Here is a 21,505-nt window from a genome sequence, read left to right as displayed (position 1 = left end):
CCTCTTTATTCTATATACACGAATTGGATACCTTCTGATTGCGACTCAAACATGACGCTATAATTTCCATAAATCAAATTTTAAATTATAAAGAACTGTAAAGAATTTGTTCCTTCATTTTTTCCTTCTAAACAACCACCCTAACCCATACATTTATGGTAAAATATAGTTAATCCATTTTACGCTATGGAGGTGTAAAAATCTATGTATATATTCATCGGCTTATCCCTCTTACTCATATTACTTATTTTTTTATTCGCAAAAAAATTCACACCAAACTCATTCATGATGACTAGCTTTAAAGGCAATAGCTTTAAGACATTTTCAATCGGTATTTTAATCGCTGCCATACTCTCACTTTCATATGGAACTTATCATGCAGTAACATATCAACCTAGTTATTTAGATATTAAATTAAAAAATCAAAACTATACTGTTTTCGGTAATGTAGGCGAATTCGGTTATTTCTCCGAAGAATTATTAAAAAAAGATACAGAAGTACAACTATATTTCGTCTCTTGGAAAAAAATGCAGTTAAAAAATCCGGTAATACTTATAGAATATCCTTCAGGAAAACAAGAAACATGGAAGCCAAATATCGTATCAATACCGGTAAATAAATTACAAGAAAAACTTGATATAAAAGATATTTATCAACTATCACCGTATTCATTTAAAGAGTCTGGAGAAATAATATTAACAATAAAAGAAAACAATGTAAAAAACAATACAATTTCCATTCAAATAAAATAAATAAAAACTGTTCCTCCATTTTGCTGAAGGGACAGTTTTTATTTATTCTACAGTATTATTTATTTAATGTATCCATTATTTCATTGGCTATATTCTTTCCATTTCCAATACACGCACCAATTCCAACACCATAATATGAGGCACCAGCTAAATATACATTTGGATAAAGATTCATCATTTTTTCTTGTAATGCTTGAACCGCTTGATTATGTTCTAAATGATATTTCGGCATTAAATCTTTCCAATTTGTAACTTCAACTACTTCTGGTTCACCTTTAATCCCGAGACTCTTTTCAATATCATATAAAGCGACTCGTACTAATTCTTCTTCATTGTAATCCTTGATTGTTTCATATACCGGATTGGTACTCTTATAAAACATTCTAACTAATAATTTTTGTTTACCCGATGTATGTTTCCACTTTCGACTTGTCCATGTACAAGCATCACAATGTAAATCACTGTTTTCCGTTACAATAAACCCCGTACCGTCAGCTGGTAGTTGTTCATCTAGTATGTCAAATCCTAAATAAATACTAATAAGAGATGAGTTTTTAAATGTATTAAACTGCTCATTTAACTCATTAGACTGTAATAAAGTTTGCGCTATATCATGTGGAGCTGCTAAAACAACATAATCTGCTTGTATTGTTTCATGATTTGCAAAAGAAATCTCATATCGATCTTCTTGTTTACTTACAGCCGTCGTTATAGCACCTTTTTTTACGACAGTTTCAGTCAGCACTTCTTCTAAGCGATTAATTATCGTAGATAGTCCACCCTTAAATGATACGAATTTTTTATTTCCTGCTGATTGAAATTGTTTTTTATTCTCTTCAAAACCTTTAATAATACTTCCATACTTATTTTTATAATCCAGTAAATACGGTAATGTAGATGCCATTGTAAGCTCATTCAATTTACCAGAATATACGCCTGAAAGCACAGGAGCAATTTGTCTTTCCACTAACTCTTTCCCTAAAAAGCTTTCTAAAAATAGAGCAAGTGATGTATCTTTCGTAAACTCTTTATTTTTCGTTATGAAATCTTTTAAAGCTACGATTTTCCCCTTCGTTGAGACTAGCGTACTGCTAAACAACGACCGGGCGCTCATCGGTATCCCAAATATAGTATCAGAAGGAATCGGATGTAACATGTTTTCAGAATATATGTAAGAAATACCCGTTTCATTATATACCATTTCATTTTCTAAATTTAAATCTTTTACAAGTGGCATAACATGTTCATTACGAGCAACTATTGAATCCGCCCCTGACTCCATAATGAAATCCTTTTTTTCCACACTATGGATTTTACCACCTAAATACTCTTCTTTCTCAATAAGAATTAAATTTAAATCGATATTATAATCCTTTTTTAATTTTTCTAAATAAAACATAGTAGAAAGTCCCGTTATACCTCCACCGATAACAACAACTGTTTTCATATGTGCTGCGCTCCTAACCGATACAATTAATAATTCCTTTTTATTATAACCAAAAGTCCTTATATTCGACTAGCAAGTTGCGCATTCTGTAAGAAATTAGACAATATATTTTAATATATTTTCAAATTACCTAATAAAAAAGAACTATAACATTTACAAACCCCGTCATAGTTCTCTTTATTTTAAAAACATAAAGTAATTGATTAATTTGTCTAGTTCTTGACTCAATGCCAATACTTTTTCATGTTGAATTCCATAATCCGATACTAAATATAAAAGTTCTTCTTTTTTTATTTCAATTACTTTTTCCAATTTCGCTAGTTCCATGTCGTTTTACATCTCTCCAAAAATAAAATGTATGTATTTCAGTATAGCCTACTTACATAATTAGTAAAAGTAAAATACGCATGTAAAATCTTACATATTTGAAAAAATAATATACTACTAACAAAAAAAGAAACTAGATTAAGCTTCCTTTTACAGATCATTAACGTTCATTAAGAATGAATAACATAACGGAATTTTTCTAATGTGATATCTTTATAATTTGGAGCTCTCTGTATATGATTAAAATAACTATATGAGAATTTAAATACATGACCAAAATCCCAATCGAATTCACTATAGTCTTTTATCCAAAATATATTTTCAGTTGGTAAAATATTTGCACGTTTAGATTGAATTAAAGGTAATCGATCTATAGGTGAGTGTAAAGTTATTTCCGTATTCAGCTTGAGCTTTTGGCTAGCTCTTAGTACGTATACTAGTTTTAACAGCGGACGTATCCCTCGTTGAAATATATCTATATGTCCTAAATCGTACATTATATTAATTGCGTGGGAGTATGTAAGCAAATGCCCAATTAAATCATGATGTGATTCCGCTCGATAAATACTATTAAATTTCGATAACTCATTTAAAATGAACTGAGATACTTGTGTTGGATTACTCAATTCACTTTGTATCTCCTCTTCAAAACTTAATTGTTTTACTTCTTTCGTCGTATAACCAATCCACGATCTACCTGGAATTGTTTTTCGAAATGATAAAATAAGAGTAGTAATCCCTTTAATTGCTTGATTATCACCCCATTTTTGTAGCTCTTTCATAGCTAATAAACTTAATGACGCATAAATGACGTTATGCCCCACCCAATGAAGCTCATCAATCGTTTGTTCTAAAGATTTTATAATCATATTTTCCGCAATTTTAAAATCTATTTCTTTTTTATCATCAATCATCTCACCAATTTTTTTCTTGTTCAGCATCATCCTTGTTTGCGAATACATATTACGAGCTGTTTCTTCATCAATATTATTATCTTTCATAAAAAAATAACTAGCAATTGCAGCTGCTCCAAAATGTGCATGCCAAATATCATTTGTTTCTTTTTTACATTGAGAAATAATTGAAAGACCGCCTTTCAAAATACTTTTTTCCATTTTCTTTCTCCCCTATTAAAAATCACTATATTTTCATCCTAAAGATGGTGTCAGTACAAATAAAATGTGATTCGATTCATCACTTTTATTCAAAAATCGATGCTTCACATTCGGTGGAATACGTACAACATCGCCTTCTTCTAAATAATATTCTTTTCCCTCCAATTCCACATACACTTCCCCTTTCATAATAACAGCAATCTCTTCCTTATCTTCATGGGAATAATGGCTTTCTGTTGTGTTTGCTCGTTTATTTAAATCCATCATTAACATTTCAATACGTGCTTTCATAAAATCAGGTGTTAATACATCATATACAATGTGATCATTGTTTTCCCGATATACTTTTTTTCGATCTTTTTTCTTAGAAATGAGCGAATCTGTATCGATATCATTAATAAAAAGTGTAAACAGCGGTACATTTAATGCTTTTGCAATTAACTCCAAAACATTTAAAGAAGGATTAGCATGTCCTCTTTCAATTTGGCTAATTAGTGATGTACTAATCCCTGCATAATCAGCGAATTCACGAATTGTCATATTATTTTTCTTACGATAACTTAATACTGTTTGTCCAAGCCTATCATGTATCATAGTAAAACTTCCTTTCATCCATCATAATGCATATTTCATTGTCTTTGTGCTGACATACTAAACAAAGGCAAATAATCCTTTCCTATTATCTCCGGGACTTATATACTTACCTTTGTACATTATATCGTATTAAGTTTATTATAATAAACACTCTATCGGAGGGACAAACTTTGAAATCACCTATTCTTTCATATTTCATCTTATTTTTTGGTGTATTCGCCTTATCAACTTCAGCAATCTTTGTAAAATTGGCAGATGCTCCTGCGACAATCATTGCTTTTTACCGATTATTCTTTGCCACACTAATCCTGTTACCGTTATTACTATTTAATAAAAATAGTCGAAATGAGCTAAAAACTTTAACGAAAAAACAATGGACATTCGGATTCATATCTGGGCTATTTTTAGCTGCACATTATGTACTATGGTTTGAATCATTACAATATACTTCTGTAGCAAGCTCTACAGTTATCGTAACGTTACAACCTTTGTTCTCAATGATTGGTGGTTATTTTTTATTTAAGGAAAGATTTACGAAAGGAGCGGTTATTGGTTGCCTCATCGCTATTTCAGGTAGTATCATCATTGGCTGGCAAGACTTCCAAATTAGTGGAGAAGCTTTATATGGAGATATTTTAGCATTTATTGCTGCCGGTATCATTACTGCTTATTTTTTCATTAGCCAACACGTTCGTAAAGATTTGTCACTTATACCCTATTCAGTAATTAGTTATGGAAGTAGTGCTGGCTTTCTTGGCATATTTGCTTTCACGCAACAAGAATCTTTCATCCATTATTCTACACAAACTTGGTTGTGTTTTATTGGATTAGCTTTCATTGCTACAATTTTAGGACAAACCATTTTTAATTGGTTATTAAAATGGATGAGTGCTACTGTAATTTCAATGAGTATTTTAGGTGAAACAATTGGCACTTGTATACTAGCGTACTTTATATTACATGAGACCATTTCTTTACAACAAGGACTAGGAATTACCGTTATTTTTATTGGTTTAGTATTATTTTTATTGCAGCCAAGTTCTAATAAAAAAGCATGACAGTATACTGTCATGCTTTTAACTATTCATTATGTACAATTAAACCATTCGGTCTAAAACGACTCATCATAATTTCATTAATAAACTTTCCATGAGCTTTCAAATTCCCTATCTTTACTCCCTCTTCTACAAATCCAAATTTTTCATATAAAGCTTTTGCTTTTGGATTCGTTTCTAACACACCTAGTTCTACTCTCTCTAACATTAACCAATTATCAGCCAGATCAAGCATCTTCGTAAGAAGTGCTCTCCCAATTCCTTTATTATGATATTCACTGTCTACTCCAATGAATAAATCGCCTGAATGAGATCTTCGGCCCGGACTTTGTGTTAAACCTACAAACCCAACAACTTCTCCATCATATTCTGCAACAAATTCAAATTGATTTGGTGCTAAATTTCGAATTCTATTTTCCATAGCTTCTACACGCATGCTAGGTAAGAAAACCATATACGGTAAAACGTCATCCTGTATACATATACGATGAATTGCTCTAGCATCTTGTATTTCTACTGCTCTAACGTTGATTCCCATCTTTCTCTCCTCCATATAAATAACAATATATTTGTGTGTATTCTAGAAACGTTCACGAATGACCTTCTCGCCCGTATTTCTTTATGTCATTTTTACATAATTATTTCGATATAATACTTAATTTCCAAAAATATTAACGACTATATGGATTTGGTTAACTTTTCACCTTGTTATATAAATCAAGCAAATTTTCAATCAGAATACCATTTAGTTTCATGCCGACTATATCACAATTTTCTATTTCAATATTTTTCAGATTACTATTACTTATAGTGCTACCTTCCAAATCACATTTATCGAATACAATAGGTTCCTTCTCATCTCCGAGACTTGTATTTTTAAATTGCACTCCACCTAAAGTCACCAAATTAAATTTACTGCCAGAAAGATTTAAATCTGCATATGATGACCTTCTAAAATTTATATTTCTAAACTTGGATTGACTTACATTACAATTACTCATATTCATATTCATTATATTGCTACCAACAAATGAACTGTTTTTTAAATTCACTTGATAATACTCTGTATTTGCTAAATTACAGTTTTCGTATTGACTATTTTTCATATCTTTATTTGTAACTACACTCGCTTTGTTTGAGCTTGTTTTTATTCTTTTCACGTAACAATACTCATCTTCCGATTCAAAAATCATTTGGTAACCCATCTTTTTATAAAAGTGATGATTGTTAATTTGTCTACTAGATGTTTCGAGATCCCAAATCTTTATGTTCGGATATTCCTTTTCTATTAATTTCATAACATATGATCCAATTCCTTTTCCTTGATAAACAGGATCTACAAAAATACGATCAATTCGACCGTACGACTTACCAGAAATCGTAACTATTATCCCTCCGATTATTTCTTTATCCATTACAACTTTGAAAGAATCCAATTCTTCAATGGAATATTCCATCATTTCAACTGAAGAATATCCTGGCGGTTGAATGTTATAATCAATGACATCATCTTGGCCGTATAGCCATTGTTTTGCTTCTGCATCAAATGTTCTTTTCATTATTTCTGTTAATTTCTCAGCATCTAAAATTGTAGCTTTTTCTATAGATATTTTCGTCATTTTCGTTTTCCCCTTCATTATTACAAACCAACCATTTTTGTGAATGGCATAATTATCAATTCACTTTATTACCCCCTATTAAAACATTTATATTCTTAATTTTTTAAAAACAAAGAAAATTAACACTAATCACCCTCTTTACTATTAAACTACAAATCACCCTACATTTTCCACGATTGCTTAGTATTAATGAATAATAAAAAGAGACCATGTAATATAAACATGTTCTCTTCTTTTATTCATTTTCAATTTTATCCCGCTATTTGCCGGGCAGTAGGACCCCCACCTCAAAATTCAGCGAAAGCAAAGAAATTAGGTGGGGGTCGGGCTAATAATCAGCGGGGGCTGACACCCCACTGATTAAAGTTTCACTTTATATAATTAAAAATTAGATATTACTTAAGCCACTCGTTGCAAGTATTACTTAACTGCTGTAAGTCTTCTATAAATTGACTCCCATCATATCCATCACAAACCGAATGATGTACTTGTAATGAAACTGGTAGCATAACCTTGTTTCCTTCGTTAAAATATTTCCCACAAGTTATAATTGGCAATAGAAAATTTTCATCATTATTAATATTAAGATTAAATCCAGTAAAACTAATCCAAGGTATGCTAGAAATCGGAAATACATTAGGCGGAATATTTTCTTTCGTGAAAAGACCATGAACATTAGCATAGCATCTCATATCGTCTTCATAATTATTATAGAAAGTGCGGAAATCACTTGAATAATCCGTCCATATACTTGAAAAAGACTTATCATCTTTATGAAAGATTGTATAACTCGGTATCATTTCCTCCCAATAGCCTAAAACTCCTTCATCGTTAAAACATGTTCGAAATTTTTTATGATTATTTACTACTCTAGAAATTAAATATATAAAAACGGGATAAAATTTTATTCCCTTTTGATATACTTCCCCTAATAACATCGTGATATCAACATTCACAGTCATACTAAATGTACATTTCAACTTTAAATAATGCTCAAAATACCGCTCTCTATTCCAATCTTCTCTATCAATTACATGAAACTTCATTCTAATAGCCTCCTAAAATTTTCTTTTTATTTTAGAAGGCTAATTCCCTTGCTTTCACCATAATTGTTCACTCCTAACAGTTTACAATTCACCCTAATTATTTATTTAATTATATAACATATGTAAGAATAAATTCACATATTTCTGGAAATCCATCCACATACTATAGATAAATCAAATGAAATTTGGAGGATCCATACATGAATAACAAAAATATGAATAAAAAAGAAAATGTTACTGAAAACACTACATCTATTCAAAATAATAATACTGCAAATCTTACTATCGAAGAACAAGCAATGAACGGCTTATACGGGATGCCCGAAACAACAATTGAAGATGCTGATCACGCTGCAGCTGATGATTTGACTTCAAAAAATTAATTAACTACATTGAAAAAAGCCAAGGAAAATATCCTTGGCTTTTTTAACTATGCATCCACCTTTTGTGTTTCTTCACTCTTTCTTGAAAGTTTACCTGGCCAAAAAGCAAATCGGCCTAAAACTACTGTAATCGCGGGTACAAGTAACGGTCTTACGATAAACGTATCTAATAATACTCCAATTGCAGTTACAATACCAAATTGAACTAATACTTGAATTGGAAGTGTACCTAACACTGCAAAAGTTCCTGCTAAAATTAAACCTGCCGATGTAATAACACTACCTGTTTGTATTACACCATTTTTTACTGCATCCAAGTGATTTTGTGTCTTTCTGTTTTTCCATATTTCTGAAACCATAAAGATATTATAATCTTCACCTAAAGCAACTAAAAATACGAATGCGTACAATGGTATCGCACCTTGAATGGCCGGCGCTCCCATACCGTAATGAAGTAATATCCATCCTGCTCCTAACGCTGAGAAGAATGATAAGACAACAGTTACAATTAAATAAACCATTGCAACAACCGATCGTAAATAGACAAGTAATAGTAAAGCGATAATGCTAATCATTACTGGAATAATTACTGATTCATCACGTTCAGTAATTTGCTTTGTATCATATAATGAAGCTGTTTCTCCACCAATCCACAATTGCTCTTCAGCATTACTAATCCCAGCATCTTTTAATACTTTTTCTACACTGTTTTTCAATTTAGGAATTTGATCTAATGCTTCAATTGCGTATGGATTTTCCGCTAAAGAAACTTCATACATTTGTATTTGCTTATTTTCTTTTCCCTCTTTTGGCTCTTTCACTGTATTTACGAAAGAAAATTTCTCTAGTTCTTGTTTAACAGGAAGCTCTTTGCCTTTCGTATCAACAACAACTTTTATTGGTGCTAGTTCACCAGCTGAGAAATGATCACTAATTAACGTAAACCCTTCACGAGAAGGCATATCCTTTGGAAACGACTCTAATAAGTCATATGTGTATTGAATACGTGGTACGAATGAAGCCAATCCGCCTAATACAAATACAGTTAGCATAATTATTGTCCATGGTCTTCGTGCTACAATATCTCCAAGTTTTTTACTAAAGGAGCCTTTTGATTTTTTAACTTTTACAGCCCTCTTTTTCTTTCTTGCAAACTCCTCATTCATTGAAGTTGTTCTCGGTATAAACGGGAAAAATGCAATTCTACCGAAAATTAATAATAGTGCTGGTAAAATTGTTAAAGCCGCGATTCCCATTATAAATACAGCAACACTAAATGGTACTGCAAATCGATGAAAGGCACCATAATGAGCAAGTAGTAATGTTCCTAATCCAAGTACAACAGTTAACGCACTCATTATTATTGCACCGCCAGATGCTTTAATCGCAAGTTGCAATGCTTTATATTTACTTTCTTCTTCTAACAAGTACTCTCTATATCTCGAAATTAAAAATAGACAATAGTCCGTTCCAGCGCCAAACAATAATACTGTCATAATTGATATCGCTTGGGCATCTACTTTAATCCATCCGTGATCAGCTAAAAAACCGAGTGTAGGACTAATAATACCGTATGCAAAGCCAACAACAAGTATAGGTAAAATCGCTAAAATTGGTGAACGATACAGTAAAATTAACAAAACTAACACTAGTAGTACAGTAGCCACTAACAATTTCACATCTGCTTGACTAAATAAACTAACTGCATCCGTTTGAATACCTACAGGTCCTGATAATCGAACATGTAAACCAGATTCACTTATTTTTTGTTTAAATGGATCTTCATCCACCTTACTATTCACTATTTTTCTAAACTCTTCAAGATTTCCTTTTAATATATCCGTACCAGCAGATTTATTAAAAAATACCGGTGTAACAAATGATGTACCATCTTTTGACGCACTTTTTGATAATACTTGCTCTGGGATTGTATCAAATGGTGGTAACGTTGATTGTTCTTTTAAAGGACTAGCTTTTAACTCCTTATAAACATCTTGTATGAGTTTATAATCCTGTGACTGTAATCCACCATCTCTATACCATACTACTAACAACGGATTCCCTGCATTATTCGGAAACTCTTTTTTCATAAGCGCTTCCGCTTGCTGTGACATAGCTGTTTCAGGTAAATTTTTCGGATTCGGTTCTTTCGTACTGTTTACTTGTGGTAACGTAAATGAAAGTAATAATGTAATAAAAATCCACACCAATAAAGTGATCCACTGCGTATTTCTCCCTGCTACAAGCCTCCCTAACATATGTAACGGGTGCTTTTTCATAAAAACCCACCTTCCTTTTTTCCTCCATTATTAATTATATATACTGGTCGGTTAATTAATCAAGAATGATTGAAAATTATGTTATAATTATCTCAATCATAAATGTCAGGAGCGAATGTATTTGGAACAAAAACAACGTCCTCTCGGAAGACCGCGTCAAAATAAAAATACAAAATCTACAAAAGAAACCATTTTAGAAGTAGCAACCCGCTTATTTCTTACACAAAATTATCAAGTCGTTTCTATGGATGAGGTCGCAAAAGTTTGTGGTGTTACGAAAGCAACTGTCTACTATTACTATTCAACAAAAGCCGATTTATTTACTGCTACTATGATCGAAATGATGGTACGTATACGTGAGAATATGTTTCAAATACTCTCTACAAACAAAACGTTAGAAGAAAGATTATTAGACTTCGCTAAAGTTTACTTACACGCAACGATGGATATTGATATGAAAAATTTTATGAAAGATGCAAAACTGTCGTTATCTGAAGAACAATTGAAAGAATTAAAAAATGCTGAAGATAATATGTATGAAGTACTAGAAAAAGCACTCGATAATGCGATGCACATCGGAGAAATCCCGAAAGGAAACGCTAAATTTGCGGCTCATGCTTTCGTATCTTTATTATCAATTGGGAATTTTAAAGATGAAAATTACAATCCTATTCTTGCAAATATAGATGAATTATCACAAGAAATCGTTTCTTTTTATTGGAACGGATTAGGTCATTCATATTAAACTGATTTGCTTTAATAAAAGAGCATGTTTGAATTTTTTCAAACATGCTCTTTTATAATTTATTTATATACTAATAATCAGATTATACTTCAATGCTGTTTAACAAAAAATTTCACTTTAACTTTTACAAATTTTGAAGTTGAATTTTTATATTCCCCATGCTTAATCCCCCATGGTAACAAACTACAGATTCAATATCTAGATTTAAATACTTCTTCAAAGACTGCCGTGCTTCCATAATATTTAAAGTTGTTGGGGCATGAACTCCTCCTAACACTCCATTCACACTATACATCGAGTCTCCAGCGACAAGAATTTTGCTTTGTTTCAAATATAAACTAATATGACCTGGAGTATGAAGAATTAGTATTCCACCGCAATACGGAAGTTCTTGCCCATCAATCACAGTATCACTCACTTTTCCTTTTGGTCGGTTCTCTATATTTCCGTCCTTCAATAAAGGTAAATCCCCCTCGATATATGGCTTATCTAGTTCGTGCGCATAAACTTTAATATTACTTCGACAGCGCTGCAACAATTCCGGAAGACTACCTATATGATCAATATCCTGATGCGTCAAAATCACGACTTTTAACTTATCAAATGATACCCCAACCTTTTCCATCTCTACTTGTATATCTTCAATTTGTCCTGGGAACTGCCATTTCATCATCCCATAAAAGAATTGGATGAATAACAAATTCTTGAAATTCAAGTTGTAACATTTCTATCCCTTTAGCAATCTCCATACAGCCACTCTCCTTTATGTTGAAGTTTGAAAATATGTACGAGTAAACTGAAAATATAAAGTGAAACTTTAATCAGTGGGGGTTTTACTGCCCGGCAAATAGCGGAATAAAGCACCTCTATCTTATAATATGTTTTGTCATACCAATAGAGAATGCCTCAAACCCTATAGATTCATAGTAAGATTGCAATTTTTCTACACACATAAGTTGTGGAATAACCTTGTTTTGTTCACAGTGCTGGATTAATCGTTTCACTATTTCTTTTCCGATGCCACTAGACTGATATTTTGGCAATACACCAACTCCACAAATAATGCCTGTTATGACTCCATCTGATATGACACGCCCCATCCCTACTAACCTCTTATCATCAAAAACATAAATTGCATACCAACTTTGCTTACACATTCGTTCTAACTCGTTAACCGTTAATTTAAGAGAATTCCATTCTAAAGATTCGTATAAGGATAATAATCCATTAAAATCTGTAGGTTGTTCACTTGTGTAGCGTATACTATTTTCCATGTAAATACTCCCTATTCTCTGGCTTGTTTATATTTCATAAAATTCCCATTACACAAATCTGATCGATGTAAAAATAACTAGAACAAACTTCAATAAGAAAGATAGAATTCCTTCTCAACATAAAATAAAAAGAAGTTATCTCACTTAAGATAACTTCTTTTATATAAGAATCTCATTATATTATCAACCAAAAAATATACAACTGCATACGATTAGCACAAACAAAACTAATAAACCATTTGAGAAATAACCCATTGAAAACTACCCCTTTATTAAATTATGTAAAAGATTTTATCATAAAATCTTTTACAACTTAATAACTGAAAAAGACATTGTATTCATTAGTTATATATGTTTAGTAATATTTTATATTCGGTTATATTCTCGTTCCCTAAAACCACTTCTCGCACCTCCATAATTCATTCCACATAAATTCAAAAAAAACAGTTATTAGTAAACGTTCATTTACTATAAAGAGTAATTTCAATTGATTTATAGTAAATTTAGTAATAAAATAATAACTAAATTCATAAAGGAATCAAAAACAATGAACCAAAACGAATTATTAAACGAATACATGAATTTATTATTAAATATGTCAGGTACTTTTAAATTACTATCGGAGAAATCCTTAGAATTTACACATTTAGAACAACACGTAGTAGAGTATATCGCCCAGCAAAAGGTGCCTGTAAACTTAAAAATGATTGCTAGTTATTTAAACATCCCTAAACAACAATTAAGTGTAACAGTGCGTAACTTAGAACAAAACGGATACATCATAAAAAAGCAAGATTTGGTAGACAAAAGAGCTATATTAATCTCTCTGACAGAAAAAGCTGAAAAAGTACATTATGAGAGATGGAAACAAATATATAATAATTTCACAGTAAACCTCGAAAAGTTATCTGAAGAAGATAGGCGGGATTTAACTTATGGACTATATAAAACAAATACAATGCTCTCAAAAATGTTAAATAACGACTAAATATATTGTTTATTATTAAACGGAGGATGTTTCATGGTTAAAGAATTAGATTTGCAATCTGTACAAGGTACAATGCTTATTCCACTATGGGGAAGAGCATATGGCAGTGAGAAAAATAAGGATATTTTAGATGATATAGAAGCTATTCGAATAATTAAAGAATGTGATTTTGACTTCTCAACAATAGCAAATACATTTGGCGAATACGGATGTATCACATACATTACCCGTGCACGAAAAATTGACGATACGATAAAACAATTTATAATAAAACACCCGAATGCTACTATTGTAAACATCGGTTCCGGACTAGACACTACTTTTTCAAGAATCGATAACGGTACAATACATTGGTACAATCTTGATTTGCCCGATGCAATCTCTTTTCGCAAAACTTTAATTGAAGATACCCCTAGAAACATTAGCATTGCTAAATCATTTTTTGATACTTCTTGGTTTGACGATATAAAATATAATCCAAACGACGGTATTCTTTTTATATCAGCAGGTGTGTTTTATTACTTTAAAGAAGAAGATTTAAAAAAGATCGTAGTCGCTATGTCAAAACGTTTCCCTGGAGGAGAATTATATTTTGACGCTGAATCAAAGTTCGCACTGAATCTTTCGAATGCTACTGTAAAGAAATCTGGTAATAACGGGGCTATGATGTATTTTTACGTAAATAATCCAAAATCAATAGAAAAATGGTCCTCTACAATAAAAGTATTGAACTGCTCCCCTTTCTTTAAAGATATAGCTACAAATAAAGATTGGGACGGTAGTACGCGTATAATGATGAGAATTGTAAACTTAATAAAAATGTTGAAGTTTGTTCATTTACGGTTCAAAAAATAAAAAGTAAAGAAGAGCTCAATACATTTATACTTAGGTCATAAATGTTAATTTTAATAAAATCAAAGGCAGAAACATAATTGTGAAGTGAAACTTTAATCAATGGGGCTTTGCTCATCCCCCACTGATTATCAGCCCTCACCAATCAGGCTTTTACGGGCAGCCCGCTCCCCACCTAACTTCTTTGCTTTCGCTGAATTTTCAGGTGGGGGTCTTACTGCCCGTTAATGCGGGATAAAATCTTGCATGCGCTTTACGTGGGAGCTAAAATGTTGAATCTCATCGATTTTCAAATCATGTACACCATCTTGCAACATATATTGAATCACTTACTACTATTTATATGTATATGTTCTGACCATTAACAGCTTTTACCTTTAAATTCTTTAAACCCTATCCTTTCTTATATGAATAGCTTTCTTATTCGAAAATAGATTTTTAAAAATCCCTACTCCCACAATTAATAAACCTATACCAACTAATTTATTTACTTGTAATGGAACACTCTCCATTCCAAATAATCCGAATGTATCAATGCATAACGCAACGACCAATTGAGTAATAAGACTAATTAGCACCGTATATGCTGGACCTAAGCTCTTTATTGCACCCATTATACAAATAATTAACCCGATACCAAACAACCCACTTACATAAAACAAATAATTTGTAGTATACACTTTAATGTTAATACTGTTTTCTGTAATGATATAAAATAGAATAGAACTAATGAGACCTATTCCAAGGACACATGTAGTTGTTAACCACTGTCCTACATTTTCATTTACTTTTGCATTAAAAACAGATTGTACGCTAATTAATATTCCTGCTAATATAGCTAAACTAAATCCAATCAAAATCTTCCTCTCCCTTTCATTGCTCATATATATTATCTTTAGCGACTTCCTTCATTCTAGAAAAATCTTTAATTACAATAACTCCATTACTCTTTTCAATTAGTTTTTCATTATAAAATCTTTGTAATACCCGAATTACGTGCCTATAACTTACCCCTATAAAATCTGCAATACTCGTTACTGAAGTTGCATCCAAATCCCCTTTATACATATTCCCGTTACTATCTGTTGAAATTGAAAGCAAATAACTAGCTACACGTACTTCTACAGGATAAAGTAAATTAAGAGCAGTAAAACGAGTCGATATTTTTAACGTGTTGGCAATGTTTTCAAGCAAGAACTTCATAAATATAGGATCATGTAATAACTTGTTTCTAATAACCGTATTAGAAATAGAGATTGCTACAACATCTGAACAAGCTTCAACGACATTATGTGCTTTGCTATTTTGAATTAATTCAATATCACCAACAATTGCGAGTGGATTGATAAAGCGAAGGATTAGTTTCTTCCCTTCAGGTGTAATCGTGTAAACTTTTACTTTACCTTTAACAACAAAATATAAACGATCCATTTCGTCATCTATATTGCAAATAAGCTCGCCTTTTTCAAAGTGATTTAATTGAAAATAAGCTGTATCTATTTCTGAAAAAATCTCGAGCGTTTTATTGGTTCTCAAATAATGCGTAATTAAACCTGATTTATCCGCCATATTCATTTCTCCTTTCATTTACATATTAAATACAACAATACCTATAATCATTACTATTGTTCCCACAATATGATATCTCTCCATCTGTATCTTTTTTATATGAAACAGTCCTTTCATTTCAATAACTGTTGCCGTTAACAATTGAGCAACCATTAGTGTGCCAGCTGTCAATGTAACTCCTAGTGAATATATCGCCATAGTTTCTGCACAAATAATGAATCCACCAAATGCACCCGCTGCTAAATATACTTTTTTCACACTCTTTAAATCTGTTACTTTCTCTTCTTTCTTTAACAAAAATACAGTTGTTGCAATAAGGAATCCAATTAAATGGGTTATAATACTCGTCGACCATATACCGATATGTGAACTAAGTTTCGCATTAAAGGTTCCTTGAAGTGTTATAAATATCCCCGCAAAAACAGCAAATAGAATACCTTTCAAAAAATCATCTCCTCATCCTTTATTTCTGACTTAATTAAAAACCATCATCCTATAATGGCAAAAGGACAAATGTCACATCACTATGAAAATAACTTGGAATGAAAAAAACACACCTCAAAAATGCGAGATGTGTTTTTTATTTATATATAATGTTTTATAAATAAAAATTACGCTACATTAAAAGATTTCTTTTTCATAACAAACTTTGCAAATAAGAAACGTACAAGCGGTCCCATAATAATTAATTGTAATGGATATGCCATTATGAAATTTTTAATAAAAATCGAAAAATAAATTGAAACAAATGAATCTCCTTGTAGTCCACCATGTAAATGCATCATAGCCATACCAAAAAATGACATAAAGAACACCATTCCAATTACCATAGTTGTCGCCATTGCAACGATAATATTTATTTTCTTAGATTTATCAAATGGCAACATGAATACAATTTTTTTCGCACAAGGTCCAACTATACACATTTCAATTAATAGCGCAATAATAAAGCCAATTAATAGTTCTAATGCAATCTCTTTAATATAAATTGATCCTCCTGTTTCATTCATTAGTAAATTGTAAAACGTCATTACGATAACCATTCCAAGGCACATCATCATGCCAAATTGGAGGTTTTCCTTTCTTGTTGTTGGCAAATTTCATCATCCTCTCTCTTTGAGTCTTTGTCATTATATCGACATTGGAACCCCCTTCGTAAGTGAACATTTTGTGAACAAATTTAAAACGTTTTCATGTATTTTCTTTACTTTCAACTCAAATTCTCACTTTTACTTATAAAGGTTTTATATATTTCAATGTTGAATTACTAAATTTAACATTGCATTACATTATTACTAGGAGGATAACCATGAATGAAGCAGAATTTTACGCATATCACATCGTAACAAGGAAAAAAATGCATATCGGACAAATGATTCCTTTTAACAAAAATCAACACAATACTCTATATCACTTCTTTTTTGAAAGAGAACAATTAAATGCTAATGGTGAAGATGGCATACAAATTTTAAATAATCACTATAAAAATGACGAATTACATATAAATAATGAAAATGCTAAAGTAGTTATGAGTTATATGGATCAAACAATTAGAGCAGTTAGAGAAACAATAGTAGAAATGGTTAGACTACAAGAATTCCCTGAATACCCTTCCAGGTTATCTTGTTTATACGCTGCTAAAAGCTATGAGGATGCTTTGAAATGGAGAGCGCTATTTGATTCTTACAATCGAGAAGTTTTACAGATTGTTAAACTACGAGTAATCGGAAGTTCTTTTGAAGGTGACGGTAATCTTTTACCGAAAGAAGATGGCATTCCTTTTTCTCAAAAAATCGAACAAGCTAGAGAGTATTGGAAAGGAAATATTAGAAATGAGCTTCCTGAGCTACTGATTAATGGCGAAATTGAAGTTGTGGAAATTATTGATGACTTCTCCTCAATTCATATTTAATTTCTAACTAAATCATATAGGATGGAGATTACAATGAAGAAAAAAGTGTACTTCAATCATGATGGCGGCGTGGATGATTTAATTTCATTATTTTTATTACTTCAAATGGAAAACGTTGAACTTACCGGTGTATCTGTTATCCCAGCAGACTGCTATTTAGAACCCGCAATGTCTGCCAGTCGTAAAATTATCGATCGTTTCGGCAAAGGTAATATTGCCGTAGCCGCTTCAAACTCTCGCGGGCAAAACCCGTTTCCGAAAGACTGGCGGATGCATGCATTTTATGTAGATGCTTTACCAATTTTAAATGAGTCTGGAAAAGTTGTAACACCCGTGGTGGCAAAGCCTGCACATCACCATTTAATAGAAACACTCCTACAAACGGAAGGAAAAACAACTTTATTATTTACCGGGCCCCTAACTGACCTTGCTCGTGCATTATATGAAACTCCCATCATCGAAGATAAAATTGAACGTCTCGTTTGGATGGGTGGTACATTTCTTACAGCAGGCAATGTACATGAACCAGAGCATGATGGAACAGCTGAGTGGAATTCGTTTTGGGACCCTGAAGCAGTGGCTCGTGTATGGGATGCAAAAATTAAAATCGACTTAGTGACACTAGAAAGTACAAACCAAGTTCCGTTAACTATAAACATACGTGAACAATGGGCAAAAGAACGAAAGTATATTGGTATGGATTTCCTTGGTCAATGCTATGCAATGGTTCCCCCTCTCGTTCACTTCTCAACGAACTCTACCTACTATTTATGGGATGTACTAACTACCGCGCTTGTCGGAAACACTAACCTTGCAAAAACTGAAACAATTAATAGTATTGTTCATACATACGGACCAAGCCAAGGACGTACAGAGGAAACTGCTGATGGACGACCTGTAAATGTCGTTTACGATGTAAAACACGATGTTTTCTTTGAATATATTACTAAATTAGCTAAAAAAGCTGCTACTTGAAACCTCAATAACACGAAAAAAATTTATTAAGAATGATATACTTTAATTAATATAACATGAGGTGATAAGATGGATTATGAGTTACTAAAAGAACGAATAGAAATTATAACTTCTAGAATTAAATACATAGGTGGTGAAGTTCAAGAAGTTTGTATAGATGAACCATCTTCCCTTGAACAAATAATCCAAGTAGAAGAAAAACTGGATATTAAACTACCAAATAGCTTCAAAGAAGTACTTTTAGAGTTCTCAGGAAATTTTAGCTTACGCTGGTTTTTACCTGACGATGTAGAGCTACCAAATGAATTTACTGATATTTTTTGCGGAACACCCCACTGGAGTTTAGAAAGTCTTTCTAAATTCGAAAAAGAACGTAAAGACTTGGTTGACGAGTTTTTTTCAAATTTAGATGATGAATATGATGTAGTTTGGCACAACAAATTAGCATTTTGTGAAGTGGGAAATGGAGATTATTTAGCATTTGATATGAAAGATGATATAGATGCTCCAATAATTTACCTAAGCCACGACGATGGAGAAGGACATGGGTATAAGATTGCGAATAATTTCATTGAATTCATTGAGAATTGGTCAAGAGTAGCTTTTGTAGGATGCGAAGATTGGCAGTGGTTACCTTTCACTACCAGTTTTGAAAGTGGTATAAATCCAGATGATGAACCAGCCAAAAAATTTAGAAATTGCTTGGGACTTAATATTTAAAAGAGTATTGAATTAAATTTCAATACTCTTTTTGTGCAATTTAATTATATTTGATTAATGTAGTGTCTTACAGATTATTCATTTCATAACCATTGACAAAATACGTTATTTTTTCTAACTCATCTTCATTTAATTCTCTATCTAGTTCTTGTTTGTACGCTGCCTTTATCTTCTCTTCATCGCCCTTATGAGCTTCTGTATAAGTTCCTACTGCTTTTAACATGCGAATCTCTTGTAAAAACTCCTCTCGATTTATCGCTTCCCCATGAGAAAGAATATATGTCTCAGCATCAAATTTTTCTAATTCATCTATTAATGCAAACGTTCTTTTCGTCGTATAGTTCCACTTCGAGGAAAAAATATCTGCATATATACAGTCCCCTAAAAACAATATCTTTTCTTCTTTTATGTACATAACAACTGAATCATGTGCATGATCTCCGCCCACATGTTTTAACACGCATGTCACCTCACCAAGATCTAATTCCATTTGATCCTGGAACGTTAAGGCCGGAGGAATAATGTTAATATTTCTCGCTTTTTCTTCAAACTCTTTCTTGATGCAATCCGCACAAAATTCAATTTCAGTACCCTCTTTTACGCGTGCATCCAACGCTTCATCTGTCCATTCATAAGATACTATTGTCTGCATTTCTTTTTTCGTTTCAGCGTGCGAAATAGTTAATGCATTCCGTAATACAGATAATCCAAAAATATGATCCCAATGCCAATGCGTTAGTGCTACAAAATCAGGATTTGATACATTTTGTTCTTTTAACATTTCTAAAAATAATTGTGCATGTTCTTCTGAATTCCCTGCATCGATCATTAACGTTTTTTCTTTTCCAACAACCATTCCTAATATAGGTCTATCTGTTTCAGAAACAGGTGTCATATACCAAAATGAGTTTCCTATTTTTTTAATTTGTTGCATAACCAATTCCCCTTTTCATTTCCTCACTTAAGTTTAATATATAGATTATAACGAATCACTACTTTTTTCTCTATACTCAAACACAATTACTTGGACTAATCTAACTTTTCTTTTCGTAAGCTAAAAATAAGGGAATAGAATCGGAGTGTGATACTATGGAACGTTTATGGATCCCAATGATTGTAACATTTTTTTCGTTCGGTGGATTACTATTAGGCGGTGCTGTTGGAGTAGCAACACGCCAACTCATTGAAGAAAAGATGCATCGTTTATACGCATTATGTGGCGGTATTTTGTTTGGGTTATTGTCACTTGAAATTATTCCTGAAACATTTTCAAGCTATGAAATGATTGGACCTATACTTGGTATAGCTATCGGTATTTTAGTTATGGGCTTATTAGATAACTATTGTCACCATCCAATGATACATAAAAAAGATCAACAAGCATGGCAAACCTTTCTTTTTCTCTCTTTCGCTATATTTATTCATAATATACCGAGTGGATTTGCGTTAGGTACAGCTTTTATAAATCATAATGACTCTGCCATTCCCTTTTTAATAGCAATCGTCGTTCACCATATTCCAGAAGGATTAGCTTTAATTATTCCATTTCTTTTTACAAAACATAAATATATTTCCTTTTTATTAACGACTTTATTACTTTCTCTTATTCTCGGTACTGGCACAGTTTTTGGCATTTTGATGGAAGGAAAAGCTCTTCACCTGCAAGGCCTCATTATGGGAAGTGCTATTGGTTCACTTGGATATGTCACAATTCATGAAATGCTTTGGAAAGCTAAGAAACAGCTCTCTTTCCTTACATTTCTAATGTGGGCAACTAGTGGTTTTTTACTAATAACAGTGTTCACTTTATTCGCTGGTCATCATTAAAGTTGCTAAAGTGAAACTTTTGTTC

The 21,505-nt window shown here is 32.1% G+C and carries 24 protein-coding genes and 1 pseudogene; 10 read left to right on the top strand and 15 right to left on the bottom strand.

From position 1 onward, the window contains the following. The first annotated feature begins 204 nt into the window (after positions 1 to 204). Positions 205 to 753, top strand: a complete 549-nt coding sequence (locus MR112_RS05585) for a hypothetical protein (protein ID WP_000275236.1) — start codon at positions 205 to 207, stop codon at positions 751 to 753. Positions 754 to 808: 55 nt separating this feature from the next. On the opposite strand, the gene MR112_RS05580 is transcribed toward MR112_RS05585, so the two are convergent. The 4 genes from MR112_RS05580 to MR112_RS05565 all read right to left on the bottom strand — a co-directional run bounded on the left by MR112_RS05580 (position 809) and on the right by MR112_RS05565 (position 4,236). Continuing rightward, positions 809 to 2,200, bottom strand: coding sequence for a protoporphyrinogen oxidase (locus tag MR112_RS05580; protein ID WP_242244835.1), 1,392 nt, complete (start codon positions 2,198 to 2,200; stop codon positions 809 to 811). Positions 2,201 to 2,377: 177 nt separating this feature from the next. Then, entirely contained in the window at positions 2,378 to 2,527 is a 150-nt protein-coding gene (locus tag MR112_RS05575) for an aspartyl-phosphate phosphatase Spo0E family protein (protein ID WP_000417698.1), read from the bottom strand. Between the two features lie 170 nt (positions 2,528 to 2,697). Continuing rightward, positions 2,698 to 3,642: a hypothetical protein gene (locus MR112_RS05570; protein WP_226368448.1), complete on the bottom strand. Its 945-nt coding sequence runs from the start codon at positions 3,640 to 3,642 to the stop codon at positions 2,698 to 2,700. Between the two features lie 33 nt (positions 3,643 to 3,675). After that, complete coding sequence (locus MR112_RS05565; protein ID WP_000581032.1) at positions 3,676 to 4,236, bottom strand: helix-turn-helix domain-containing protein; 561 nt, start codon at positions 4,234 to 4,236, stop codon at positions 3,676 to 3,678. 170 nt (positions 4,237 to 4,406) lie between these two features. Between MR112_RS05565 and MR112_RS05560 the strand changes: the two genes are divergently transcribed. Beyond that, on the top strand, positions 4,407 to 5,294 hold the full coding sequence (locus MR112_RS05560; RefSeq protein ID WP_000841810.1) for a DMT family transporter: 888 nt from the start codon (positions 4,407 to 4,409) through the stop codon (positions 5,292 to 5,294). A gap of 22 nt (positions 5,295 to 5,316) precedes the next feature. Here MR112_RS05560 and MR112_RS05555 read toward each other — a convergent pair whose 3' ends face one another. From MR112_RS05555 to catA, 3 genes are all read right to left on the bottom strand, one after another. Further along, positions 5,317 to 5,829, bottom strand: a complete 513-nt coding sequence (locus MR112_RS05555) for a GNAT family N-acetyltransferase (RefSeq protein ID WP_000512619.1) — start codon at positions 5,827 to 5,829, stop codon at positions 5,317 to 5,319. A gap of 154 nt (positions 5,830 to 5,983) precedes the next feature. After that, entirely contained in the window at positions 5,984 to 6,928 is a 945-nt protein-coding gene (locus MR112_RS05550) for a GNAT family N-acetyltransferase (protein WP_140158356.1), read from the bottom strand. A gap of 377 nt (positions 6,929 to 7,305) precedes the next feature. Then, positions 7,306 to 7,956, bottom strand: a complete 651-nt coding sequence (gene catA / locus MR112_RS05545; RefSeq protein ID WP_086404658.1) for a type A chloramphenicol O-acetyltransferase — start codon at positions 7,954 to 7,956, stop codon at positions 7,306 to 7,308. A gap of 200 nt (positions 7,957 to 8,156) precedes the next feature. Here catA and MR112_RS05540 point away from each other — a divergent pair, with 200 nt between their 5' ends. Next, entirely contained in the window at positions 8,157 to 8,339 is a 183-nt protein-coding gene (locus MR112_RS05540; RefSeq protein ID WP_001060657.1) for a DUF4021 domain-containing protein, read from the top strand. Between the two features lie 47 nt (positions 8,340 to 8,386). Here MR112_RS05540 and MR112_RS05535 read toward each other — a convergent pair whose 3' ends face one another. Then, the gene (locus MR112_RS05535) at positions 8,387 to 10,618 is read right to left on the bottom strand and encodes an MMPL family transporter (RefSeq protein ID WP_086404657.1); all 2,232 of its coding nucleotides are present in this window, start codon (positions 10,616 to 10,618) and stop codon (positions 8,387 to 8,389) included. Between the two features lie 121 nt (positions 10,619 to 10,739). Between MR112_RS05535 and MR112_RS05530 the strand changes: the two genes are divergently transcribed. Further along, a complete protein-coding gene (locus tag MR112_RS05530) occupies positions 10,740 to 11,363 on the top strand; it encodes a TetR/AcrR family transcriptional regulator (protein ID WP_140158355.1) in 624 nt (207 codons plus the stop codon). Between the two features lie 124 nt (positions 11,364 to 11,487). On the opposite strand, the pseudogene MR112_RS05525 reads toward MR112_RS05530, so the two are convergent. Both MR112_RS05525 and MR112_RS05520 read right to left on the bottom strand, forming a co-directional pair. Continuing rightward, positions 11,488 to 12,112: pseudogene (locus tag MR112_RS05525) on the bottom strand (MBL fold metallo-hydrolase). A gap of 117 nt (positions 12,113 to 12,229) precedes the next feature. Then, positions 12,230 to 12,637 carry a GNAT family N-acetyltransferase gene (locus MR112_RS05520; protein ID WP_017657653.1) on the bottom strand — a complete coding sequence of 136 codons (408 nt, stop codon included), beginning with the start codon at positions 12,635 to 12,637 and terminating at the stop codon, positions 12,230 to 12,232. Between the two features lie 547 nt (positions 12,638 to 13,184). Between MR112_RS05520 and MR112_RS05515 the strand changes: the two genes are divergently transcribed. Continuing rightward, entirely contained in the window at positions 13,185 to 13,625 is a 441-nt protein-coding gene (locus tag MR112_RS05515) for a MarR family winged helix-turn-helix transcriptional regulator (RefSeq protein WP_086404655.1), read from the top strand. 33 nt (positions 13,626 to 13,658) lie between these two features. Beyond that, entirely contained in the window at positions 13,659 to 14,480 is an 822-nt protein-coding gene (locus MR112_RS05510) for a class I SAM-dependent methyltransferase (RefSeq protein ID WP_086404654.1), read from the top strand. Between the two features lie 383 nt (positions 14,481 to 14,863). Here the strand turns inward: MR112_RS05510 and MR112_RS05505 are convergent, their stop codons facing one another. The 4 genes from MR112_RS05505 to MR112_RS05490 all read right to left on the bottom strand — a co-directional run bounded on the left by MR112_RS05505 (position 14,864) and on the right by MR112_RS05490 (position 17,143). Beyond that, positions 14,864 to 15,334 carry a DMT family transporter gene (locus MR112_RS05505; protein WP_086404653.1) on the bottom strand — a complete coding sequence of 157 codons (471 nt, stop codon included), beginning with the start codon at positions 15,332 to 15,334 and terminating at the stop codon, positions 14,864 to 14,866. Between the two features lie 16 nt (positions 15,335 to 15,350). After that, positions 15,351 to 16,046 carry a Crp/Fnr family transcriptional regulator gene (locus tag MR112_RS05500; protein ID WP_134208046.1) on the bottom strand — a complete coding sequence of 232 codons (696 nt, stop codon included), beginning with the start codon at positions 16,044 to 16,046 and terminating at the stop codon, positions 15,351 to 15,353. Positions 16,047 to 16,064: 18 nt separating this feature from the next. Further along, a complete protein-coding gene (locus MR112_RS05495; RefSeq protein WP_063536324.1) occupies positions 16,065 to 16,490 on the bottom strand; it encodes a DMT family transporter in 426 nt (141 codons plus the stop codon). A 167-nt stretch (positions 16,491 to 16,657) separates the two neighbouring features. Further along, entirely contained in the window at positions 16,658 to 17,143 is a 486-nt protein-coding gene (locus tag MR112_RS05490) for a DUF2798 domain-containing protein (protein WP_006918614.1), read from the bottom strand. Between the two features lie 212 nt (positions 17,144 to 17,355). Here MR112_RS05490 and MR112_RS05485 point away from each other — a divergent pair, with 212 nt between their 5' ends. The 3 genes from MR112_RS05485 (at position 17,356) to MR112_RS05475 (ending at position 19,653) form a co-directional block, all read left to right on the top strand. Beyond that, positions 17,356 to 17,958 (top strand): DUF2441 domain-containing protein, encoded by a 603-nt coding sequence (locus tag MR112_RS05485; protein WP_006918613.1) that lies wholly within the window; start codon positions 17,356 to 17,358, stop codon positions 17,956 to 17,958. A 21-nt stretch (positions 17,959 to 17,979) separates the two neighbouring features. Next, positions 17,980 to 18,933 (top strand): nucleoside hydrolase, encoded by a 954-nt coding sequence (locus MR112_RS05480; RefSeq protein WP_085964407.1) that lies wholly within the window; start codon positions 17,980 to 17,982, stop codon positions 18,931 to 18,933. 69 nt (positions 18,934 to 19,002) lie between these two features. Beyond that, a complete protein-coding gene (locus tag MR112_RS05475) occupies positions 19,003 to 19,653 on the top strand; it encodes an SMI1/KNR4 family protein (protein ID WP_242244834.1) in 651 nt (216 codons plus the stop codon). Between the two features lie 67 nt (positions 19,654 to 19,720). Here MR112_RS05475 and MR112_RS05470 read toward each other — a convergent pair whose 3' ends face one another. Then, entirely contained in the window at positions 19,721 to 20,587 is an 867-nt protein-coding gene (locus MR112_RS05470) for an MBL fold metallo-hydrolase (protein ID WP_001184098.1), read from the bottom strand. A 155-nt stretch (positions 20,588 to 20,742) separates the two neighbouring features. Here MR112_RS05470 and MR112_RS05465 point away from each other — a divergent pair, with 155 nt between their 5' ends. Next, positions 20,743 to 21,480 carry a ZIP family metal transporter gene (locus MR112_RS05465; RefSeq protein WP_000440615.1) on the top strand — a complete coding sequence of 246 codons (738 nt, stop codon included), beginning with the start codon at positions 20,743 to 20,745 and terminating at the stop codon, positions 21,478 to 21,480. Positions 21,481 to 21,505 lie beyond the last annotated feature (25 nt).

The organism is Bacillus cereus group sp. BfR-BA-01330 (assembly GCF_022663885.1).
Taxonomy (GTDB): domain Bacteria; phylum Bacillota; class Bacilli; order Bacillales; family Bacillaceae_G; genus Bacillus_A; species Bacillus_A cereus.
The sequence above is the reverse complement of the archived record's forward strand: the minus strand, read 5'-3'. Positions and strand labels throughout refer to the sequence as shown.